This window comes from Streptomyces alboflavus (assembly GCF_000716675.1).
Taxonomy (GTDB): domain Bacteria; phylum Actinomycetota; class Actinomycetes; order Streptomycetales; family Streptomycetaceae; genus Streptomyces; species Streptomyces alboflavus.
Genome location: NZ_JNXT01000032.1, coordinates 18,734 through 37,309, shown reverse-complemented (window position 1 = coordinate 37,309; position 18,576 = coordinate 18,734). Strand labels below are relative to the sequence as shown.

18 protein-coding genes and 1 pseudogene are annotated in these 18,576 nt (G+C 71.1%); 10 read left to right on the top strand and 9 right to left on the bottom strand.

From position 1 onward, the window contains the following. The first annotated feature begins 56 nt into the window (after nucleotides 1-56). Nucleotides 57-1,022, top strand: coding sequence for a DUF1152 domain-containing protein (locus OO63_RS23605; RefSeq protein ID WP_030361295.1), 966 nt, complete (start codon nucleotides 57-59; stop codon nucleotides 1,020-1,022). Nucleotides 1,023-1,249: 227 nt separating this feature from the next. Here OO63_RS23605 and OO63_RS23600 read toward each other — a convergent pair whose 3' ends face one another. After that, nucleotides 1,250-2,407, bottom strand: coding sequence for a sensor histidine kinase (locus OO63_RS23600; RefSeq protein ID WP_051811119.1), 1,158 nt, complete (start codon nucleotides 2,405-2,407; stop codon nucleotides 1,250-1,252). 17 nt (nucleotides 2,408-2,424) lie between these two features. Then, the gene (locus OO63_RS23595) at nucleotides 2,425-3,117 is read right to left on the bottom strand and encodes a response regulator (protein ID WP_078619316.1); all 693 of its coding nucleotides are present in this window, start codon (nucleotides 3,115-3,117) and stop codon (nucleotides 2,425-2,427) included. Nucleotides 3,118-3,308: 191 nt separating this feature from the next. On the opposite strand from OO63_RS23595, the gene OO63_RS23590 reads away from it, so the two are divergent. From OO63_RS23590 to OO63_RS23580, 3 genes are all read left to right on the top strand, one after another. Next, the gene (locus tag OO63_RS23590; protein WP_078619315.1) at nucleotides 3,309-4,697 is read left to right on the top strand and encodes a DUF418 domain-containing protein; all 1,389 of its coding nucleotides are present in this window, start codon (nucleotides 3,309-3,311) and stop codon (nucleotides 4,695-4,697) included. 102 nt (nucleotides 4,698-4,799) lie between these two features. Continuing rightward, on the top strand, nucleotides 4,800-5,420 hold the full coding sequence (locus OO63_RS47400) for a YbhB/YbcL family Raf kinase inhibitor-like protein (protein ID WP_030361291.1): 621 nt from the start codon (nucleotides 4,800-4,802) through the stop codon (nucleotides 5,418-5,420). Nucleotides 5,421-5,571: 151 nt separating this feature from the next. Continuing rightward, the gene (locus OO63_RS23580; RefSeq protein ID WP_030361290.1) at nucleotides 5,572-7,323 is read left to right on the top strand and encodes a chitinase; all 1,752 of its coding nucleotides are present in this window, start codon (nucleotides 5,572-5,574) and stop codon (nucleotides 7,321-7,323) included. Nucleotides 7,324-7,485: 162 nt separating this feature from the next. Here OO63_RS23580 and OO63_RS23575 read toward each other — a convergent pair whose 3' ends face one another. Continuing rightward, nucleotides 7,486-8,382 (bottom strand): NmrA family NAD(P)-binding protein, encoded by an 897-nt coding sequence (locus OO63_RS23575; protein WP_030361289.1) that lies wholly within the window; start codon nucleotides 8,380-8,382, stop codon nucleotides 7,486-7,488. 122 nt (nucleotides 8,383-8,504) lie between these two features. Here OO63_RS23575 and OO63_RS23570 point away from each other — a divergent pair, with 122 nt between their 5' ends. Both OO63_RS23570 and OO63_RS23565 read left to right on the top strand, forming a co-directional pair. After that, nucleotides 8,505-9,425: a LysR family transcriptional regulator gene (locus tag OO63_RS23570; RefSeq protein WP_030361288.1), complete on the top strand. Its 921-nt coding sequence runs from the start codon at nucleotides 8,505-8,507 to the stop codon at nucleotides 9,423-9,425. Nucleotides 9,426-9,534: 109 nt separating this feature from the next. After that, the gene (locus tag OO63_RS23565) at nucleotides 9,535-10,059 is read left to right on the top strand and encodes a P-loop nucleotide/nucleoside kinase family protein (protein WP_030361287.1); all 525 of its coding nucleotides are present in this window, start codon (nucleotides 9,535-9,537) and stop codon (nucleotides 10,057-10,059) included. 53 nt (nucleotides 10,060-10,112) lie between these two features. Here OO63_RS23565 and OO63_RS23560 read toward each other — a convergent pair. Both OO63_RS23560 and OO63_RS23555 read right to left on the bottom strand, forming a co-directional pair. Beyond that, nucleotides 10,113-10,343 (bottom strand): annotated as a pseudogene (locus OO63_RS23560) (thioredoxin family protein); the annotation flags it as partial. 14 nt (nucleotides 10,344-10,357) lie between these two features. Further along, on the bottom strand, nucleotides 10,358-11,497 hold the full coding sequence (locus OO63_RS23555) for a PucR family transcriptional regulator (RefSeq protein WP_030361285.1): 1,140 nt from the start codon (nucleotides 11,495-11,497) through the stop codon (nucleotides 10,358-10,360). 87 nt (nucleotides 11,498-11,584) lie between these two features. Here OO63_RS23555 and OO63_RS23550 point away from each other — a divergent pair, with 87 nt between their 5' ends. Together OO63_RS23550 and OO63_RS23545 are read left to right on the top strand one after the other, a co-directional pair. Next, nucleotides 11,585-12,640, top strand: coding sequence for a ferredoxin reductase (locus OO63_RS23550; RefSeq protein WP_030361284.1), 1,056 nt, complete (start codon nucleotides 11,585-11,587; stop codon nucleotides 12,638-12,640). 7 nt (nucleotides 12,641-12,647) lie between these two features. Further along, entirely contained in the window at nucleotides 12,648-13,766 is a 1,119-nt protein-coding gene (locus tag OO63_RS23545; protein ID WP_030361283.1) for a fatty acid desaturase family protein, read from the top strand. Between the two features lie 73 nt (nucleotides 13,767-13,839). On the opposite strand, the gene OO63_RS23540 is transcribed toward OO63_RS23545, so the two are convergent. From OO63_RS23540 to OO63_RS23530, 3 genes are all read right to left on the bottom strand, one after another. Further along, the gene (locus OO63_RS23540) at nucleotides 13,840-14,280 is read right to left on the bottom strand and encodes a VOC family protein (RefSeq protein ID WP_030361282.1); all 441 of its coding nucleotides are present in this window, start codon (nucleotides 14,278-14,280) and stop codon (nucleotides 13,840-13,842) included. A gap of 285 nt (nucleotides 14,281-14,565) precedes the next feature. Next, nucleotides 14,566-15,327 (bottom strand): MerR family transcriptional regulator, encoded by a 762-nt coding sequence (locus OO63_RS23535; protein ID WP_030361281.1) that lies wholly within the window; start codon nucleotides 15,325-15,327, stop codon nucleotides 14,566-14,568. A gap of 147 nt (nucleotides 15,328-15,474) precedes the next feature. Beyond that, complete coding sequence (locus OO63_RS23530; RefSeq protein ID WP_051811116.1) at nucleotides 15,475-15,942, bottom strand: DUF4232 domain-containing protein; 468 nt, start codon at nucleotides 15,940-15,942, stop codon at nucleotides 15,475-15,477. 153 nt (nucleotides 15,943-16,095) lie between these two features. Here OO63_RS23530 and OO63_RS23525 point away from each other — a divergent pair, with 153 nt between their 5' ends. Beyond that, entirely contained in the window at nucleotides 16,096-16,731 is a 636-nt protein-coding gene (locus OO63_RS23525; protein ID WP_030361279.1) for a hypothetical protein, read from the top strand. Nucleotides 16,732-16,809: 78 nt separating this feature from the next. Continuing rightward, nucleotides 16,810-17,544 carry a S1 family peptidase gene (locus OO63_RS23520; RefSeq protein ID WP_030361278.1) on the top strand — a complete coding sequence of 245 codons (735 nt, stop codon included), beginning with the start codon at nucleotides 16,810-16,812 and terminating at the stop codon, nucleotides 17,542-17,544. A gap of 36 nt (nucleotides 17,545-17,580) precedes the next feature. Here the strand turns inward: OO63_RS23520 and OO63_RS23515 are convergent, their stop codons facing one another. After that, on the bottom strand, nucleotides 17,581-18,534 hold the full coding sequence (locus tag OO63_RS23515) for a protein kinase family protein (RefSeq protein WP_030361277.1): 954 nt from the start codon (nucleotides 18,532-18,534) through the stop codon (nucleotides 17,581-17,583). Nucleotides 18,535-18,576: the final 42 nt, after the last annotated feature.

The following is an 18,576-nucleotide window of genomic DNA, read 5'->3' as shown; positions in this document are numbered from 1 at the left end:
ACCGTTCGAGGGGGACCGTGGAGTCGGCCGGCTCGCCCTCCTGCTAGCGTCACGCGGTGATCTCTCTGGGGGAGCCCGCGTTCTTCACCCGGCTGCGCGAGACGCGACGGGTGCTCATCGCCGGTGCGGGCGGCGGCTTCGATGTGTACGCCGGGCTGCCGCTCGCGTTCGCGCTGCGGGCGGCGGGCAAGGAGGTGCACCTCGCCAACCTGTCCTTCGCCGACCTGTACGGCCTGGGCCCCGATGTGTGGGTGGGCGAGGACGTCGCAGCCGTCGGGCCCGAGACCCCCCAGCGCGGCGACTACTTTCCTGAACGGACGCTCGCCCAGTGGCTTGTGACGCAGGATCTGCCGCCGACCGTGTACGCGTTCCCGAGCATCGGGGTCGGTCCGCTGCGGGCCGCCTACCGGACGCTGATCGCGCATCTCGGTGGTGTCGACGCGGTCGTGCTGGTGGACGGCGGTACCGACATCCTGATGCGCGGCGACGAGCACGGGCTCGGTACCCCGGAGGAGGACATGGCGAGCCTGGCCGCCGTGAGCGGACTCGACGAGGTCCCGCACCGCCTCGTGGCCTGCCTCGGCTTCGGGGTGGACGCCTATCACGGCGTGAACCACTCGCTCGTGCTGGAGAACCTGGCCGCCCTGGACCGGGACGGCTCCTATCTGGGCGCGTTCTCGCTGCTCGGGGCGGGGCGGGAGGGTGCGCTCTATCTCGACGCGGTGGCGCACGCCGAGCGCCACACCGCGAGCCGTCCGAGCATCGTGAACGGATCCGTGGCCGCCGCCGTGCGTGGTGACTTCGGCGACGTCCGGTTCACGGACAGGACCAAGGACAGCCACCTGTTCGTCAACCCGCTGATGGCACTGTACTTCTGTGTGGACCTGCCCGGTCTTGCCCGCCGCAATCTCTACCTCGGCCTGCTGGAGCGGACCGCGCTGATGCGGCAGGTGAGTTCGGTGATCGAGGAGTTCCGCACGACGCTGCCCCGTCAGCGTCCGCCGAGGACGTTCCCGCACTGACTCCGCGTGGGCAATGTCCACGGCGGACTGCTGGTCGAGGCCGTGTCGGAGAGGGCCCTGAGCCTGCGGGTTCGCCGCCGCGGCCTCCAGCCCCGTGAGCATCTGCGGCGCGGCGGAGGTGGCTGAGGGGCCGCAGGACCAGATCCCGCCCGGCTGCTGAGGGCGCACCGCGCTCCGTGTCGCCCGGGCGGTCCGGCGGGGCCACGGACACGCCAGGGTCAAGGGGCTCAGTCGCGCGGGTGCGACGGGCGCCGGCCGGAGGGCTGTGCTTCCGGGGCGTACGGGAGGGTGAGGCGGACGGTGAATCCGCCCTCGGTGGTGGGGCCGGAGTCGACGTGTCCGTGCAGGAGGTCGGCGCGTTCGCGCAGCCCGATGAGTCCGAGGTGGGCGCCGGGCAGGGGGGTGGCGGGCCGGGAGGGCGGCGTGTTGGTGACGGTGACGCCGATGCGGTCCGGGTCGTGCCACAGGTGGACGGTGACGCGGGAGCCGGGGGCGTGTTTGCGGGCGTTGGTGAGTGCTTCCTGCACCGTGCGGTACAGGGTGCGTTGCACGGGAGCGGGCAGGTCGGCCGGCAGTTCGCCGGTGAGGGTGCTGTGTATGCCGCTGCCGTCCACGAGCCGGTGCAGGTCGGCCAGGGTGGGCTGGGGTGCGAGCTCGGAGGCGTCGCCGCCGGACATGCGCAGGAGCGTCACCATGTGCCGCAGTTCGTCCAGGGTGGTCACGCTCAGCTCCCGGATGGTGTGGGCCGCGGCTTTCGCCCTGGGCTCGGTGGTGCTGACCTGCAGGGCACCGGCCTGGACGGCGATCAGGCTCACCTGGTGGGACACCACGTCGTGCATCTCCCGGGCGAGTTGGGCGCGCTCGCGGGCCAGCAGGTTCTGGGCGTGGAGCTGCCGCTCGTGGTCCCGGGCCTCCTCCACCTCGAGCAGGCGCTCCGCCGCGTCCTGGCGGGCCTGGACGAGCTGGCCGAGGAAGACGGGGGCGGCGGCGGTGGCGATGAGGTAGGCGAAGTCGACGAGGGTGCGGGTCGCGCCGTCGTGGGCGTAGTCGCCCAGTGGCCAGGGCGCGGCATCGGCGGCCGCCGAGACCAGTGCGCACACGGCGAGGAGCTGACGGTTGCGGGACGCCGCCGCCAGGGCGTACAGGCTCGCGAACGGCACCACCATGAGCGGGGTGAACAAGGTGGCGGGCACTCCGATGAGAAACACCGTCAGCGGGAAGCGGCGGCGCAGCGCCAGCGCCGCGCAGGCCGCTGCGGCCCAGGCGACCTCGTACGTCTTGACGTCCTCGGCGTTCCACCACAGGTCGGCCGCCGCGAGCAGCACGATCACGGGGGTTGCCCAGGTCGCGGCGAGTCGGCGGGCGTCCTCGGCGCGGGACGGCATCCGCCGGTGCGGCTGGTTCATGGTCGTGGGCCCGTGTCGTGGGAGGGGTGGTGTCGTTCGGTGCCCTTGGCCGTGAGCAGGCCGGCGCGTTGGGCGAGGAGTGCCGCTTGTACGCGGCCCGACACCCGCAGCTTGCCGAGGATCGAGCTGGCGTGGTCCTTGACGGTGCCGGGGCTCAGGTGCAGACGGGCGGCGATGTCGGCGTTCGACAGGCCTTCGGCGATGAGCCTGAGGACCGTGCGCTCGCGGTCGGTCAGCAGTCCCACGCGTCGCACCTGCGGATCGTCCTCGACGGCACCGTGCGCGCCGTCGACGATCGCGGATGAGGCCTTGGGTGAGAGGACCACTCCCCCGGCGTCCAGCGTGCGGACCAGGTGGGCGAGTTGTTCGGGTGCGGTGTCCTTGAGGATGAACCCGGCGGCGCCGGAGCGCAGCGCGGTCAGGATGTACTCGTCGGAGTCGAAGGTGGTGAGCATGGCCACGACGGGCGGGGCGTCGAGGGCGCGTAGCTCCCGCAGCACGGTCAGGCCGTCGGTGTCGGGCATGCGGATGTCGAGGAGCACGACGTCGGGCCGTACCCGGACGATGGTCCCGACGGCCTGAGCGCCGGTCGCGGTGGCGACGACGTCGATGTCGTCCGCCGCGCTGAGGATCAGCTCGAAGCCCGAGCGGACCAGCGCCTCGTCGTCCACCACCACTACCCGGATCACATCTGCCCCATCCCGCTGCCCGCCGTCGTACGCATGCGTCTGTTGAACGGAGCGTAATCGCGCACCGGCTCGACGCCGCAAGCGGCACCGCCGCACCCGTCAGCCGGGGGGTGGGTTCCCGCCAGGTGGCGGGGGTCCGGCAGCGGCTCGACGGATACAAGTTGACCTGCGCTTCTTCGAGTCTGGCTGGCATGAGATCGCAGCCACGGAAGTCCGCGACGGCGCCTGCGGCGACCGACGCTCCCGCCCTTGCCCACCGTGACGGCCGTGCCACGACCGGTCGGCTGCTCGGCGTGGACCTCGCCCGCGGCCTGGCGGTCTTCGGCATGTACGCCGCCCACGTCGGCCCCGCCCCCGAGGACGCCGGTGGCGTCACCGGCTTCTTCCTGGAGCTGTCCCACGGCCGCTCCTCGGCCCTGTTCGCCTTCCTCGCCGGCTTCTCGCTCATCCTCCTGACCGGGCGCAGCAAGCCACGGACCGGAAGCGCCGGCCGCCAGGCCGTGCTGCATGTGCTGATACGTGCCGTGGTCCTCCTCGCCCTCGGCACCGCGCTGACGATGACCGGCACGCCGGTCGAGGTGATCCTGGCCTACTACGGGCTGTTCTTCGCCCTGCTCCTGCCGCTGTACCGACTGCGTCCCCGCACTCTGGCGGTCCTCGCCGCCGTCACCGCCCTCACCCTGCCCCAGGTCCGCCATCTGCTGCTGCGCTCCCTCGATGACGGCGCCTGGGGCGAAACGGTGATCGCCCACGACCCCCTGGCCCGCGTCAGTGGCACGGACGGCTTCCTTGACCTGCTCGTCACCGGCAGCTACCCGGCCCTGGCCTGGCTGTCGTTCCTTCTCGCGGGCATGGCCGTGGCCCGCCTCGACCTCGCCTCCCGCGTGGTGCGGGCCCGGCTCGCCGCCACCGGGGCCGCGCTCGCCGTCGTCGGACACGGCGGCTCCTGGCTCGCCCTGCACCTGCTGCCCGGCGTGCCTGCCGCACTCGCGGCGGACGCCGCCTGGGACGGGCCCGTCATGGCGTCGTGGTGGTCCGACGTGGCCGGTGTGTCGGAGACGTCGGGCACCGCCTGGCTGTGGGTCGCCGCGCCGCACAGCGAGACGACGCTCTCCATCGTCGCCAACACCGGCGTCGCGCTGCTGGTGCTGACCGCGTGCGTCTTCGCCCTCGACCGGCTGCCGCGCCTCACGAGGTGGGCCCGGCCCGTGATCGCCGTGGGCTCCATGTCCCTGACCGCCTATGTCCTGCACATCGTGCTGATCTGGGCCCTGGGCATCGAGGACCTCGACGGGCTGCCCCTGCTCCTGCTCCCCGCCTTCATCGCCGCCGCGGTGCTGCTCGCCACCGTGTGGTCGCGTTTCTTCCGGCGCGGACCGCTGGAGCACCTCCTGCACGGTGCCACCCGCCTCGGCGACACCTTGGTGCGTGGGCGGACCGGCGGCGGTCCGGCCACAGCTCAGCACCCGGACGGGAAGCCATCGCCGACTACGCGGCCGGTCGACCCGTCGGCTTCAATCCGCCCGTCCGAAACGCCAAGCCGAAGGCGAGAGAAGTACATCGATCAGGTCGATAAGTGACATGACATCAGAATCCACGACGCATACGTTGACCGCATCGCACGAACACCACTCACGCGCCACGGACACCTAAGCGACCACACATTTCTTCGGGAGCGTCCAGTGAGAAGTGCACGAACTGCGCTTTGCGCTCTGCTCATCACCGGGGCCGTCGGCCTCTCACCGACCACCGCCTCAGCGACCTCGTCGACCTCGTCGACGCCATCCACGCCATCCACACCGTCGGCGAACCGGAGCGCGTTCACCCTGTCCAGCACCGCGTTCGCCGACGGCGGCGTCATCCCCAAAGTCCACGAGTGCACCAGCGGCGGAGGGAGCGACCCCGGCAAGAGGAACGAATCCCCTCCCTTGACCTGGGCGGGCGCGCCGACCGCCGCCAAGAGCTACGCGATCGTGATGCGCGACCTCGACAACTCCGACCTCATCCACTGGGTCATCTACGACATCCCGGCGAGCGCGGCCTCACTCCCCCAGAACGTCGACCACGCCTACCGGCCCTCGACCCCGGCGGGAGCCAGACAGGTCTACTACCGAGGCAGCGCGAGCCTCTACGGCTACCAGGGACCGTGCTCCCCCTCGACGGTGAACACCTACGAGTTCGTCGTCCACGCCCTCGACCAGCCGTCGTTGAGCCGCCTGAACTCCAACTCGTCGACCCGGACCGCCGCCAGGGAGATCATCGCGGCGACGATCGGCTCGGCCAGGATCACCGGCGAGTCATAGCGCCGGCGGCAGCCGCGGCCGTCGACCGCTCCGCTGCGGGTTCTCCTCTCCAGAGGTCTTGACAACTCTATTGGTCTGGACCAACTTTGCGCGCAACAGCGATGGCCACCGTCGTCGCTCACGTGCTTCACCTCTCTCCCAGGAGGCACCCGTGGACCGTGTGCGCAAGGACAGACCCGGCGTCCGCCGGAGAATCAGCGCGGTGATGGCCGTCGGTGCGGCCGCCGCGCTCGCCGTCACCGCGCTCGCCGCGCCCGCGCAGTCGGCCGACACCAACGCGGCCGGCACCGAGGCGGCGAGCACCAGAGCGGCGGACGTCAACGTCGCCAAGAACGCCGGGTTCGAGGCGGACCTGAACAACTGGACCTGCGCCGCGAACAGCGGCGTGGCCGTCACGTCCCCCGTGCACGGCGGCGCGAAGGCGCTCAAGGCCACCCCGTCCGGCCAGGGCACCGCCGAGTGTTCCCAGATCGTCGCGGTGAAGCCGAACTCGACCTACACGCTGAGCAGTTGGGTGCAGGGCAGCTACGCCTACCTCGGCGCGCGCGGCACCGGCACCACCGACGTGTCGACCTGGACGCCGGGCACCTCGTCCTGGCAGCAGCTCTCCACCAGCTTCACCACCGGCGCGAACACCACCTCGGTCACCGTGTACACACACGGCTGGTACGGGCAGAGCGCGTACTACGTGGACGACGTGAGCGTCTTCGGGCCCGACGGGGGCGGCGGCCCCGACCCGGTCGAAGTACCGCCGGTCCCGGCCGGTCTGGCGGCGGGCACGGCGACGCCCACGTCGGTGGAGCTGTCCTGGACGCCGTCGTCCACGGCGACGGGCTACACCGTCTACCGCGACGGCACCAAGGTCGCCTCGTCCAGTGGCGCCTCCACGACCGTCACCGGCCTCACGCCGGAGACCACGTACAGCTTCCAGGTGAGCGCCTCGAACGCGGCGGGCGAGTCGGCGAAGTCGACGGCGGTGTCCGTGAAGACCCCCAAGGGCGACGGTGGAGGTGACGGCACCGTGCCCCGGCACGCGGTGACCGGCTACTGGCAGAACTTCAACAACGGCGCGACCGTGCAGAAGCTGCGGGACGTGTCGTCGCAGTACGACATCATCGCCGTGTCGTTCGCCGACGCCACCCCCACTCCGGGCCAGATCACCTTCAACCTGGACCCGGCCGTCGGCTACGCCTCCACCGCCGACTTCAAGGCGGACATCGCCGCGAAGAAGGCCGCGGGCAAGTCCGTGATCCTCTCGGTCGGCGGCGAGAAGGGCACCATCTCCGTCAACAGCGACGCCTCCGCGACCGCGTTCGCCAACAGCGCCTACGCGCTGATGCAGGAGTACGGGTTCAACGGCGTCGACATCGACCTGGAGAACGGCATCAACCCCACCTACATGACGAAGGCGCTGCGCCAGCTCTCGGCCAAGGCGGGCCCGAAGATGGTCCTCACGATGGCCCCGCAGACCATCGACATGCAGTCCACGTCCGGGGGGTACTTCCAGACGGCGCTGAACGTGAAGGACATCCTCACCGTCGTCAACATGCAGTACTACAACAGCGGTTCGATGCTCGGCTGTGACGGCAAGGTCTACAGCCAGGGCAGCGTGGACTTCCTGACCGCGCTCGCCTGCATCCAGCTGGAGGGCGGCCTCGACCCGTCGCAGGTCGGGATCGGCGTCCCGGCGTCGACGCGCGGCGCGGGCAGCGGTTACGTCGCCCCGTCGATCGTGAACAACGCCCTCGACTGCCTGACCCGCGGCACCGGCTGCGGCTCCTTCAAGCCGTCGAAGACGTACCCGTCGCTCCGCGGCGCCATGACGTGGTCGACGAACTGGGACGCCACGGCGGGCCACGCCTGGTCGAACGCGGTCGGCCCGAAGGTGCACAGCCTTCCGTAGCGAACGAACGCCCAGGAGGGGCGGGCCGGGCCGTTGTTCGGTCCGGCCCGCCCCTCCTGGCATGTGCGGGCCGGACCGCTCCGGTCTCCTGGGCGGCGGTCGGCCGTGGGGGGTTGGCGGTCGACCGTCGGTGGTCGGCGGTCCGGCAACCCGTCCGGGCTCTCACTCGGGTTGGCGGGCCATACGTCCACCACCCTTCAGTACGTCATGGCACCACTGGCGGAAGCCGGTGGCGGTGACGGAGGCCGGGTCGCGGGGTTCCGCGTCGTAGATGCCGTCGTTCTGTGCGGCGGCCATGTCGGCCATGTCCTGTGCCAGCGCCGGGCTCGCGCCGCGCCGCACCATGCGGTCCCGGAAGTCCGCGAGCGGTACCTGCTGGTAGCGCACCGCGTGTCCCAAGGTCTCGGAGATGATCTCGGCCATGGCGTCGGGGGTCAGCCTGTCGGGGCTGACGAGAGGAACGCGGGCCTGCCCGTTCCAGGAGGTGTCCAGCAGGAGCGCCGCCGCGGCGGCGGCAACGTCCCGGGTGGCGACGGTCAGCAGTGGCCGGTCCGCGGTGTTCGCCAGGGAGAACGTCCCGCGCTCCGCCATCGGCCGGGCCTGACGGAGCAGGTTCTCCATGAAGAACGGCAGAGCCAGGGCCCGGTAGGGCACGCCGGTGGCCTCGATCAGCTCGTCCATGGCCAGCGCGGCCGAAAGGAGCCCGGCCTCGCCCTCGTACCCGAGGCCCAGGGAGGTGATGCCCACCATCCGTACGCCCCGGCTCGCGGCTTCCTGGGAGGCGGGCCGGGTGAACTCCAGGTAGTAGCGCCTGGCGCGGTCGGCGTCTTGGGAGCCGGCCGGGGGCACGAGCCAGAACAGCCGGTCAGCGCCCCGCAGTGCCTTCGCGATCGTGTCCGCGTCACCGTGGGAGCCCTGCACCACCTCGGCGTCCGAGAGCACCCGCGCGGGCAGCCGGGAGGAGTCGCGGGCGATCACACGGACCGCCTCTCCTCTGTCCAGGAGGTGGTCCAGGACCTGTCGGCCGATGTCGCCGGTCGGCGCGGTAATGACGATCATGAGTACCTCCGTGAAGGACGGTCGACGGCGCACCCGGGGGGCGCCGGACGGATGCCGCGAGTCAACCCGGCGCATCGGCGCAGGTGAAGGACCAGCTCGGTCGCCATCGATACCCTGGGGGTATGAAAGACCTCGAGGTGCGGCAGCTCCGGTACTTCGTCGCGGTCGCCGAGGAATTGCACTTCGGGCGCGCCGCGGCCCGGCTCGGCATGGCGCAGCCGCCTCTGTCCCGAGCGATCCGCGACCTCGAGCGGGAGCTCGGTGTGACGCTGTTCGAGCGGACCACCCGGCAGGTGAGGCTGACCGGCGCCGGAGAAGTCCTGCTGCGCGACGCCCGAACAGCCCTCGAGGCGGTCACCGCCGCCGCCCACCGGACCCGGCAAGCAGGCAGCACGTCGCCCCGGTTGCGGATCGCGCTCAAGGCCGACATCGACGGCGGGCTGCTGCCGCAGATCCTCGATGCCTACCACGCCGACCCCGCGGCCCTGCCGCCCGAGCTGGTCCTCGGAGGGTTCGGCGAGCAGGCCCAGGCACTGCGCGACGGCCTCGCCGACGTGGCGCTCGTGCTCTGCCCCTGGGACGGCCGCGGCCTGGACAGCGAGCCGCTGCTCACCGAGCCGGTCCTCGTCGCCATGGCCGCCACCGACCCGCTGGCCGCCCGGACCCACCTGTCCCTCGCCGACCTGGCCGCGCGAAGCCTCCCCGACGGCGCCCCGGCCGCCCACGGCCAAAGCACACCGCCCCGGCCCCGGGCGACACGGTCCGCCTCCAACTTGTCGGAGATCTTCAGCCTGGTGGAGACGGGCAGCGTCGTGTTCTTCGCGCCCGCCTCGGTCGCCCGGCGCAACCCGCGACCGGATGTCGCCTATCGGCCGGTCAGCGACCTGCCGCACGCCAGACTGCTCGTCGCCTGGCCCCAGGACGCACGCTCACCGGCTGTCGCCGCCTTCGTGCGCGCGGCGTGCGCGATCGCAGCCGCCCGACGCGCGCAAGAGGAAGCGGAAGCGGAAGCGGAAGCGGACATGCCTAGCAGCACCACCTGAGCCCGTCACCAACAGCCGACGCCGAACCCGACCATGGATCAAGCCAATCGTGAATCAGCCACCGGGCTGTGTCCGTTCCCTCGGCCCGCACAGCGGTAGCGTCGGTCGCATGATCGTATGGCTCAACGGCACCCATGGCGCAGGCAAGACGACGACCAGCGCGCTCGTGCAGAAGCTGATCCCGGATTCACGGGTGTTCGACGCCGAGAAAGTCGGCGAGACCCTCATGGACATCACACCGGTGCTGCCGTGGACAGGCAACTTCCAGCACTGGCCGCCGTGGCGGCCGCTCGTCGTCGAGACCGCCCGCCACGTGCTCGACTACACCGGCGGCACCCTGGTGATGCCCATGACGGTCCTGGTCGAGGAGTACTGGCGCGAGATCAGCTCCGGCCTCGCCCGACACGCCATTCCGGTACGGCACTTCGTCCTGCACGCCGACCAGGACACCCTCCGCGCGCGCATCGCGGGCGACACGGTTCTCGGCCCCGACTCCCCGTTCCGGCTCCAGCACCTCGAGCCCTACGCCGAGGCAGCCCGCACGTGGCTGCACGAAGCGGCCGAGGTCGTCGACACCACGCACCTCACGCCCGACCAGGCCGCTCAGCAGATCGCGGATGCCGTCAAGAGCTGAGGTGCGCCCGCCGCTCCCGGAGCGGTCCGGCGGCAATGCAGGCCGGAGGCCGCTCAGAGGTGGCCGTCCAGGAAGCTCCGCATCTCGGTGACGGTCATCGGCCCCGAGGCGTGCGCCACCGCCTCCCCCTCCTTCAGCAGGACGTAGGAGGGGGCTCCGGCGACCCCGTATCGCTCGGTTGCTGCCGGACAGCGCGTGATGTCGGCGCGGACCGCCGTCAGACGGCCCGCGCAGTGGTCGGCGATGTCGCCCACGACGAGGTCCATCGCCCGGCAGGGCTCGATCATCCCTGTGCGCGTCAGCTGCCCCGAAGACCGACCGCCAGCGTCAGTTCAAGGACCCGGTGCGGCGATGCGAGATCCGGAAACAGCTCACGCAGCTGCGACATCCGGTACCGGACCGTCTGGGGATGGACGAACAACGCCGCCGCCACCTCGTCCCGCCTGCCCTGGTGCAGCAGCCACGCCCGCAACGTCTCCTCAAGGCGTCGTGCGGTCCCGACGGGCAAGGTCCGCAAGGGTGCGAGGGCTCGGGCACGCAGGTCCGCGTACGCGTCCGCGTCCGCGCTCAGCACCAGCTCGGGCAGGTGGTCCTCGGTGTCGCGGATGTCGGAGGAGAGGGTGCGCGCGCGTACGGCTCGTGCGTACGAGGCGGAGGCGCGCGTCCAGGGCCGGGCCGGGCCGACCACGGCGGTGCGGTCGGTCAGGTGCCGCAGGAGATGTGATCGGTCGGCGTCGGGGACGAGGAGCACACCGGTGGCGTCCGGCAGGTCGTCGAGGACGAGGGTGTTCGGGTCGAGCGCGCGGTAGGCGGGCCGGGCCTGGTCCGCGGGCAGCAGGACCGCGGTCAGCGAGGCCGGGGGCTGCCACCCGGCCCGTTGGACAGAGGCCAGCAGCACGTCCGGGCTCGCGCCGGCGAGGAGGTCGCGGGCCAGGTGTTCCAGGTGCCGTTCCTGGGCCCTGCCCCGGGCGGCCAGTTCGTCGGCGTGGCCCGCGGCGCTCGCGGCGGAGAGCTCGTCGATGTAGGCGAAGGTCAGCTCGGCGAACTTGGCGACCTCGGCGGCGGGCAGACCCGCGGGTACGGCACCCGCTGCCAGGCATCGCCAGGCCACGCGGGCGCCGACGCGATAGGCGCTGAGCAGGGCGTCCATCGAACGGCCGTCGCGCACCTCGCCGCGGCCCAGTTCGTAGGCCGCGTCACCGGCGTCGCCGCCGGTGGCGTTGCCGCTCGCGAGGTCCAGATAGTGCCCCAGCGCGGTGCGGACGGCTCGGCGGATGGTGGCGCCCATCCGGCCCGAAAGGGCGTTGGCGTACGAAGGGACCTCGTCGATGATCGCCTGGACGACCTCGTCGGCAGTCGCCTTCAGCGCGGCCCGAAGTGCGGTGACCGTCGTCTCATCCAGGGCCAGCTCACTGGCCCTCCGGATCGCATGGCTCACGTTTTTGTTCCCTACGAACAATTCAGCCGACCAGATTCACATCGTGCGGTCAGGACTTTACGCCCTGAGGCGCAGCAAGCTGGGGTCATGACGAGTGCAGCCCTCCGCAGCAGGGCGTGGAATCTGCTGGAGATGGTCACGACGCCGCTGCTGCCGTCGGACTACCTCGACCTGTTCAGCCCACTGCGTGCGGGCGCCGACCTGCGGGGGCGCATCGAGGCCGTGCGTCCCGAGACGGGTGACGCCGCGACCATCGTGATCAGGCCGGGGCGGGCCTGGCGCGGCCACACGGCCGGTCAGTACGTGCGGATCGGGGTCGACGTCGACGGCGTGCGCCTGTGGCGTGCCTACTCCCTCACCTCGCCGACCGACCGCAGGGACGGCCGCGTCACGATCACCGTGAAGGCGATCCCGGACGGCAAGGTCAGCAACCACCTGGTCCGCAGGGCCAAACCGGGCACGGTGATCCAGCTCGACCAGCCGACCGGCGACTTCGTGCTGCCGCGGGCCAAGCCCGCCAAGGTGCTCTACCTGACGGCCGGCAGCGGCATCACGCCCGTGATGGGCATGCTGCGCGACACCGAGTTCGACGACGTCGTCATGGTCCACTGCGCGCCGCGGCCGCAGGACGTGATCTTCCGCAGCGAACTCCACGACCTGGTCGCGGACAAGAAGCTGCGGCTCACCGAGGTGCACACCGACACGGACGGCATGCTCGACATCGCCCGTATCGGCGCGCTCGTGCCCGACTGGGCCGAGCGCGAGACCTGGGCCTGCGGGCCCGCCGGCCTGCTCGACGCCGCCGAGGAGCACTGGAGCGAACACGGCGTCCAGGAGCGCCTGCACACCGAGCGCTTCCGCCCCGGCGTCGTGGTCACCGGCGACGGCGGCGAGGTCACGTTCAGCGCCACCGGCAAGACCGTCGACGCGGACGGCGCCACGCCGCTCCTCGACGTCGGCGAGGAGGCCGGTGTGCTGCTGCCCTCCGGGTGCCGCATGGGCATCTGCTTCGGCTGCGTCACGCCGCTCAAGGCGGGCGCCGTCCGTGACCTGCGCACCGGCGAGATCACCGAGGCCGAGCCGGGCGTCCTCATCCAGACCTGTGTGTCCGCCGCGGCGGGCCCCTGCGACATCGAACGGTAGGAACACCTTGACCGCCATCGACCCCACCGCCCACCTGACCTCGGAGCAGATCGAGGAGCTTGGCCGCGAGCTGGACGCGATCCGCGACGAGGTGATCGCCGACCGCGGCGAGAAGGACGCCGCGTACATCCGCAAGGTCATCTCGGCACAGCGCAAGCTCGAGCTGGCCAGCAGGGGCGTGCTGCTGTTCTCGTCCTTCCCGCCCGCATGGCTGCTCGGCACCGCGGGTCTGTCCGTGGCGAAGATCATGGACAACATGGAGATCGGTCACAACATCCTGCACGGCCAGTGGGACTGGATGCGCGACCCGAAGATCCACTCCACCAGCTGGGAGTGGGATCACGTCTCGCCGTCCGACCAGTGGAAGCACTCGCACAACGAGCTGCACCACACGTACACCAACGTGATCGGCAAGGACAACGACCTCGGCTACGGCATCATGCGCGTCGACGAGGACCAGAAGTGGCACCCGGTCCACCTCGGCCAGCCGCTGTGGAACTTCATCAACGCCTGCTTCTTCGAGTACGGCATCGCGGCGTACGACCTGGAGCTCGGCAAGAACCTGCACAAGCGTCGCCGCAAGAACCCGGAGTTCCGCGAGCGGGCCAAGGCCGTGGGCCGCAAGATCCGCAAGCAGGTGCTCAAGGACTACGTGATCCACCCGCTCCTTTCGGGCCCCTCGTTCCTCAGCACGCTCGGCGCCACGTTCACCGCGAATCTGGTCCGCAACGTCTGGTCCCACTCGGTGATCATGTGCGGGCACTTCCCGGAGGGCGTGCAGGTCTTCGAGCGCCGGTCGATCGAGGGCGAGACGCGCGGCCAGTGGTACCTGCGCCAGATGATGGGCTCGGCGAACATCAGCGGCAGCAAGGCCATGCACTTCATGACCGGCAACCTGTCGCACCAGATCGAGCACCACCTGTTCCCGGACCTGCCGAGCAACCGGTACGCCGAGGTCGCGGTGAAGGTGCGCGCGCTGTTCGAGAAGTACGAGCTGGAGTACGTCACCGGGCCGCTGCCCAAGCAGGTGTTCTCCGCGTGGCGCAAGGTCTTCCGGCTCTCGCTGCCGAACAAGACGCCCCACGTCAAGGTGCCGGACCGCGAGCAGGTGCTCGTCGCGGCCTGACTCCCGGTACCGGTGTCGAGGTGCGGGGCGGCGGGACTGGTCGCGCTCGACGGCACGGTTCGGTCCGCCCTGCTCAGCGCAGTTGCTCGGCCAGTCCGACGATGATGCCCTCCGGACCGCGGACGTAGCAGAGCAGGTGGCTGTCCTCGAACCGGGCGATCTCGCCGACGAGTTCGGCGCCGTGGGGGCGCAGGCGGGCCACGGTGTCCTCGAGGTCGTCGACGGCGAACATGACGCGGTGCGTGCCCAGGATGTTGTGCGGCCGGTTGCGCGGCCCGTCGCTGATCACCGCGGGGCTGTGGTACTTCGCCAGCTCGAGGCGGCTGTGACCGTCCGGGGTGCGCACCATCGCGATGTCGCAGCGGACGCCGTCGAGCCCGGTGCACTGGTCGGCGACGGGTCCCTCGGCGACCGCCCTGCCCTCGAGCTCCATTCCGAGTTCCACGAAGAACGCGATGGCGGCGTCCATGTCCTCGACGACGATGCCCACGTTGTCCATCCGCTGAATCGCCATGCTGGCTTCTCCTTCGTCCTCGTACGGCCGGTGGTGGCCGCTGTGCCCCTGGGACGGAGCCGGCGACCCGTTCTCGACATCCACAGACCGCCGAACCCCACAAGATCTGGAGAACCGGCCGGACGCAAGGCACACAAGGCACACGGCGCGTTCGGCAGCCGCTCCCTCTGGCGCCCGTACCTCGACGTGGCCTACCCCGGCGTAAAACCGGACGGCTGGGCCGCATCCGTACCGGCAGCACCCGACAGGGCCGCCGCACCCCCGTGGCGGCGGCCCTGTCCCGGCTCAGCGCAGCCGAGTCGCGACATACGCCTCGATGGCGGCCCGCTGGTACGCGGCAAGGCCCGGCGCGATCGACTCGTACGCCGCGCGCCAGTGCTCGTTCTCCACACAGCAACGCCCGATCGCGAGGTACTCCTCGGCGGTGGCCGCCCGGCTCTGGGCCAACGTCCGGTACTGGGCGTCGATCTCGGCCTGCACCGGGTCGGCGTCAGCGGGCAGGCCCGCGGCCATCAGCTCGGCCAGTCGGACCATCTGGGCCGTGCGCTCGCGCTCGTCGGCCTCGATCTCGACCTCGCTCATCGCCGCGGTGTGCCGCTCGACGGCCCCGACCAGCTCCGGGAACCCGGTCAGGACCTTCATGCACTGGGTGGACCGGATGCCCTCGAACAGGTTCTCCGGCCGGCTGATGCTGATCATGTCTGTGCCGTCCTTCCTGGACTGCTCCAGTTCGGTGATCGTGCGCGCGACGGTCGCGGCCAGGGCATCCAGCCGGTCACGCTCGGCGAGCAGCCGACGGTGATGACCCCGCAGGGCCTCCACCTCGTCGACCTGCGCGGCCAGGATCCGGCCGATCTCGGGCAGACCCAGGCCCAGCTGCCGCAGCACGAGAACCTGCTGCAGCCGCAGCAGTTGGCGCTCCTCGTAGTAGCGGTGGCCGTTGGCCCCGATCCAGGCCGGCGGCAGCAGTCCGACGTCGTCGTAGTGCCGTAGAGTCCGGGCGGTCACACCCGACATCCGGGCGACCTCCGCGATCGGCCAGGCCATCGCCGCCTCCCGCACGCGTACTTCACCGGGCCGGAATCTCCGGCCCTGCTCAGGACGGTAGAGGCTTCCGCTGCGGCAGCCTCAAGCCCGGCTCTCAGTTTGGTGCGCGCCTGTCGGCGGCCGCCAGGTCGGCTGCGAGCACGGCCTCTAGCCGGTGGTGTGGGTCGGCTTGAGCGTGGTGACGCGCGGCTGGGTCCGGACCCGCTCGATGGGGTTCGAGGTGTTGTCGGCGTCCTTGATGTCGGCGTCCGCGAAGCCCGTGGCCGAGCAGGTGGTCGAACCCCGGTCGACCATGGTGACGTTGATCCTGCCGGAGGTCTCTTCGGGCGCGGCGTCCGCGGCGTCGATGGCCAGGTCCGCCGTCCTGCAGAACGTGACCTGGCCGCCGGTCTTCGTCCCACCGTTCGGCGCGGCCTCTGACTTGGCGGCGCCGCCGGAACCCGCCTTCTCGCCGTCTGCCTCCGACTTCGCGTCACCGGAGCCCGATCCGCCCTCCGGCTTCGAGCCGCCGCCCTTGGACGAGGAAGACACAGCCTCGAAGCGGAGGCCCCGTTCAAGCGCCAACGCGCCGTAGACCGACAGCGCGTCATCGCTCCAGCCGGTCGGGGCGCGCACCTGGCGCAGCCCCTCGTGCCGCAGCGAGGCCGCCTCCGCGCGTGCCGGCCGACCGGTCTGCCAGGAACAAGATCGCCACAGGCGTGAGCGTGCTCAGCGCAATCGGGAGGCGGCAGGGGCAAGGGATGCGGGACACTTCGCCGGGTGATCGTGATGGAGCCCGTCCTGGAGATGGGCACACCTGACGGCTTCGACCTCTGGCCTGTCGCGGAGGTCGAGTCATTCGGCTTCCTGCCTCTCAGCGGTGAACTCTCACCGGCGGAGGTCGGGTCGGCGGTGATGCGTATCGCCCTGTGCAACGACGTCGACCCCGGCGGCGAGCACCCACCTCGCCCGGCCGACGCACTCGGCTCGTTCCTCCACGGACTGCTGACCTTCGACCCCCTCTTCGCGGCCGGCGGCCTGCGGGTCACCGACAACTCCACCGGCGTGGCCTTCCTCCCTGGCTGCTGCGACGGCCTGGAGGACTGGCGCGACTGGCACCAGTTCCTCGACGGCGGCAGCCTGCTCGGATTCGGCCACGACCCCTCGTCGCCGATCGCGGAGCGCTTCGACGACACCGTCCGGCTCACCGTCCACGCCGACCGGAGCGACAGTCCGGTCATCGAGCTGTCCATCACCGAGCTCCGCGACCTGCTCGCCGGTGTCGAACGCGATCTGGCCGGCTTCCTCGCCCTGGCGGCCGACTGGGCCTCCAGACACCTGCCGGGCCACCGCGCTCCCGTCACGGCCGCCCTCGCCCGCGTCCTCGACCTTCCCTCCCGTGCTTCTGCCGACCTGATGTCGTAGGGCTCGTGTGGAACGGTATGGCCCAGCAGGACCTCTCCCTATCCGTACAGCCGTACCCCTCAAGAGGAGTTGTTCTGCATGGTCCGTCGCCTTCGTGTCCTGCTGCTGACCGCCCTGGCGCTGGTCGCGGGCGCGGTGATGACATCGCCACCGGCCTTCGCCGTCATCGGCGGGAAGAAGAGCACCTACGGCCCGTGGGCGGTGCGGATGCTCGTCGACGGCAAACCGGCGTGCACCGGGACGGCGGTCTCGCGCCAGTGGATCCTCACCGCCTCCCACTGCTTCTACGAGCAGGCGCGGCCGGTCGCCGACAAGCGGATCTCCTTCCGGGTGGGCCATCTCGACATGCGGAAGGGCAAGACGGTCCGCCCCATCCCCCACAAGCGTGTGGGCAGCGCGCACGCCGACATGATGCTCATCAAGGTCGCGCCGATGAACGTCCGCACGGCACGCCTGTCCAAGGTCGGCGTCCACCGCGGCCAGGCCGTGCGGCAGTACGGATGGGGCGCCACCTGCACCACGGACGAGAGCTCCTGCCAGTCCAACGTCCTCAAGCAGTCGGACCTGAAGGTCGTACGGCCCAACGACCCCCGGTGCGCGGGCCTCACCGCACCGGGCGGTCCCGACTTCTGCATGAAGAAGGTGTCCGGGATCCCCGCCGGTGGTGACTCCGGCGGCCCCGTGATGACCGTCGGCCCGCGGGGCACCGAGAAGCTCATCGGTGTCTTCAACGGCTCGGACCGGGAGAAGGGCGCCGAGGCCGGGGAGGTCTCCCAGCAGCTCTCCTGGATCCGGTCCGTGATCCGGCGATAGCGCCTGCACGGCTGCCGCCCTGGGAGGCGGTTGGAGTCAGTTGCTCATGCCCGCGGCGAAGGGTGTCGCCCGCCAGTGGTCGACCGCGGGCTTGAGGTACTCCATCAGTACGGGCAGTTGCGGGACCAGCGTGAGGGTGGCGACGACCCGCAGCATGCCCAGGGCGTTGACGAAGGCGAGGACCCCCTCGTCGAGCGGCCTCGTGCCGTTGCGTCGCGCGCCGCGGTTGTAGGCGGCTTCGTGCTCGGGGCCGAGAGCCGCCAGGTCCCACTCGACGGGCCCCAGTGTGACCAGTTCGAAGTCGGCGTAGAGGTCGCCGTCGACCGCGTGGAAGATGTTCGCGGGTGGGGAGTCCCCGTGGATGGGCTGGACGTCGACGCCGGGGAACCGGGCCTCGAAGGCGCCGCGTGTGCGTACGAGGGGTTCGAGGAGGTGCCATTCGCGGCGGGCCCGGTCGAGCTCGGCCGCTCCGATCAGGTCGGGGTGCCGGTCGAGCCTGGCGAGGCTGTCCGCGATGAACTGTGGGTCGGCCGCGGACAGGAACTCCAGACGGCGGCCCGGGTACGTGCGCAGGGCCGCGTGCAGGTCGGCGACGCTCTCGGCGTTCGCGACGTAGTCGGGTTCCTTGTCCCGGACCTCCTCCACGAACGGCCAGAACGTCATCGAGAACCCGTCGCGCTGCACGGGTTCGGTCGGCACGAGCGGGCTGGGCGCGATCACGGGGATCTGCTGGTCGGCCAGCCACCGTGTGACGTCCAGCTCGTCCTGCTGGCGGTGCGCGAGCGCGGCGAGGTCGACCGGGCGGGGCAGGACGGTGGGAATCCGGGCCACGACCGGCGCGGGGGCCAGGTGGACGACGACCGAGAAGACGTCGTGGAGCACCGTGGGCTCGGCGATGCTGAGGCCGAGCCCTCGCCCGGCGGCGACGGCTGCCGCGACGGCGGCGGAGGTGCGGTCGGCGTGCTGTTGTGGCGTCAGGAAGGTGGTCATGGATCGTCCTTTGTTCCAGTGGGTCGATGGACTCCGAAGCGA

Excerpts from the sequence above, each read along its gene's own strand:
- OO63_RS23515 (WP_030361277.1), bottom strand. The coding sequence starts at position 18,534 with ATGACCACCTTCCTGACGCCACAACAGCACGCCGACCGCACCTCCGCC.
- OO63_RS23565 (WP_030361287.1), top strand. The coding sequence starts at position 9,535 with ATGATCGTATGGCTCAACGGCACCCATGGCGCAGGCAAGACGACGACC.
- OO63_RS23570 (WP_030361288.1), top strand. The coding sequence starts at position 8,505 with ATGAAAGACCTCGAGGTGCGGCAGCTCCGGTACTTCGTCGCGGTCGCC.
- OO63_RS23540 (WP_030361282.1), bottom strand. The coding sequence starts at position 14,280 with ATGGCGATTCAGCGGATGGACAACGTGGGCATCGTCGTCGAGGACATG.
- OO63_RS23525 (WP_030361279.1), top strand. The coding sequence starts at position 16,096 with ATGGAGCCCGTCCTGGAGATGGGCACACCTGACGGCTTCGACCTCTGG.
- OO63_RS23600 (WP_051811119.1), bottom strand. The coding sequence starts at position 2,407 with ATGCCGTCCCGCGCCGAGGACGCCCGCCGACTCGCCGCGACCTGGGCA.
- OO63_RS23550 (WP_030361284.1), top strand. The coding sequence starts at position 11,585 with ATGACGAGTGCAGCCCTCCGCAGCAGGGCGTGGAATCTGCTGGAGATG.
- OO63_RS23520 (WP_030361278.1), top strand. The coding sequence starts at position 16,810 with ATGGTCCGTCGCCTTCGTGTCCTGCTGCTGACCGCCCTGGCGCTGGTC.
- OO63_RS23535 (WP_030361281.1), bottom strand. The coding sequence starts at position 15,327 with ATGGCCTGGCCGATCGCGGAGGTCGCCCGGATGTCGGGTGTGACCGCC.
- OO63_RS23575 (WP_030361289.1), bottom strand. The coding sequence starts at position 8,382 with ATGATCGTCATTACCGCGCCGACCGGCGACATCGGCCGACAGGTCCTG.
- OO63_RS23590 (WP_078619315.1), top strand. The coding sequence starts at position 3,309 with ATGAGATCGCAGCCACGGAAGTCCGCGACGGCGCCTGCGGCGACCGAC.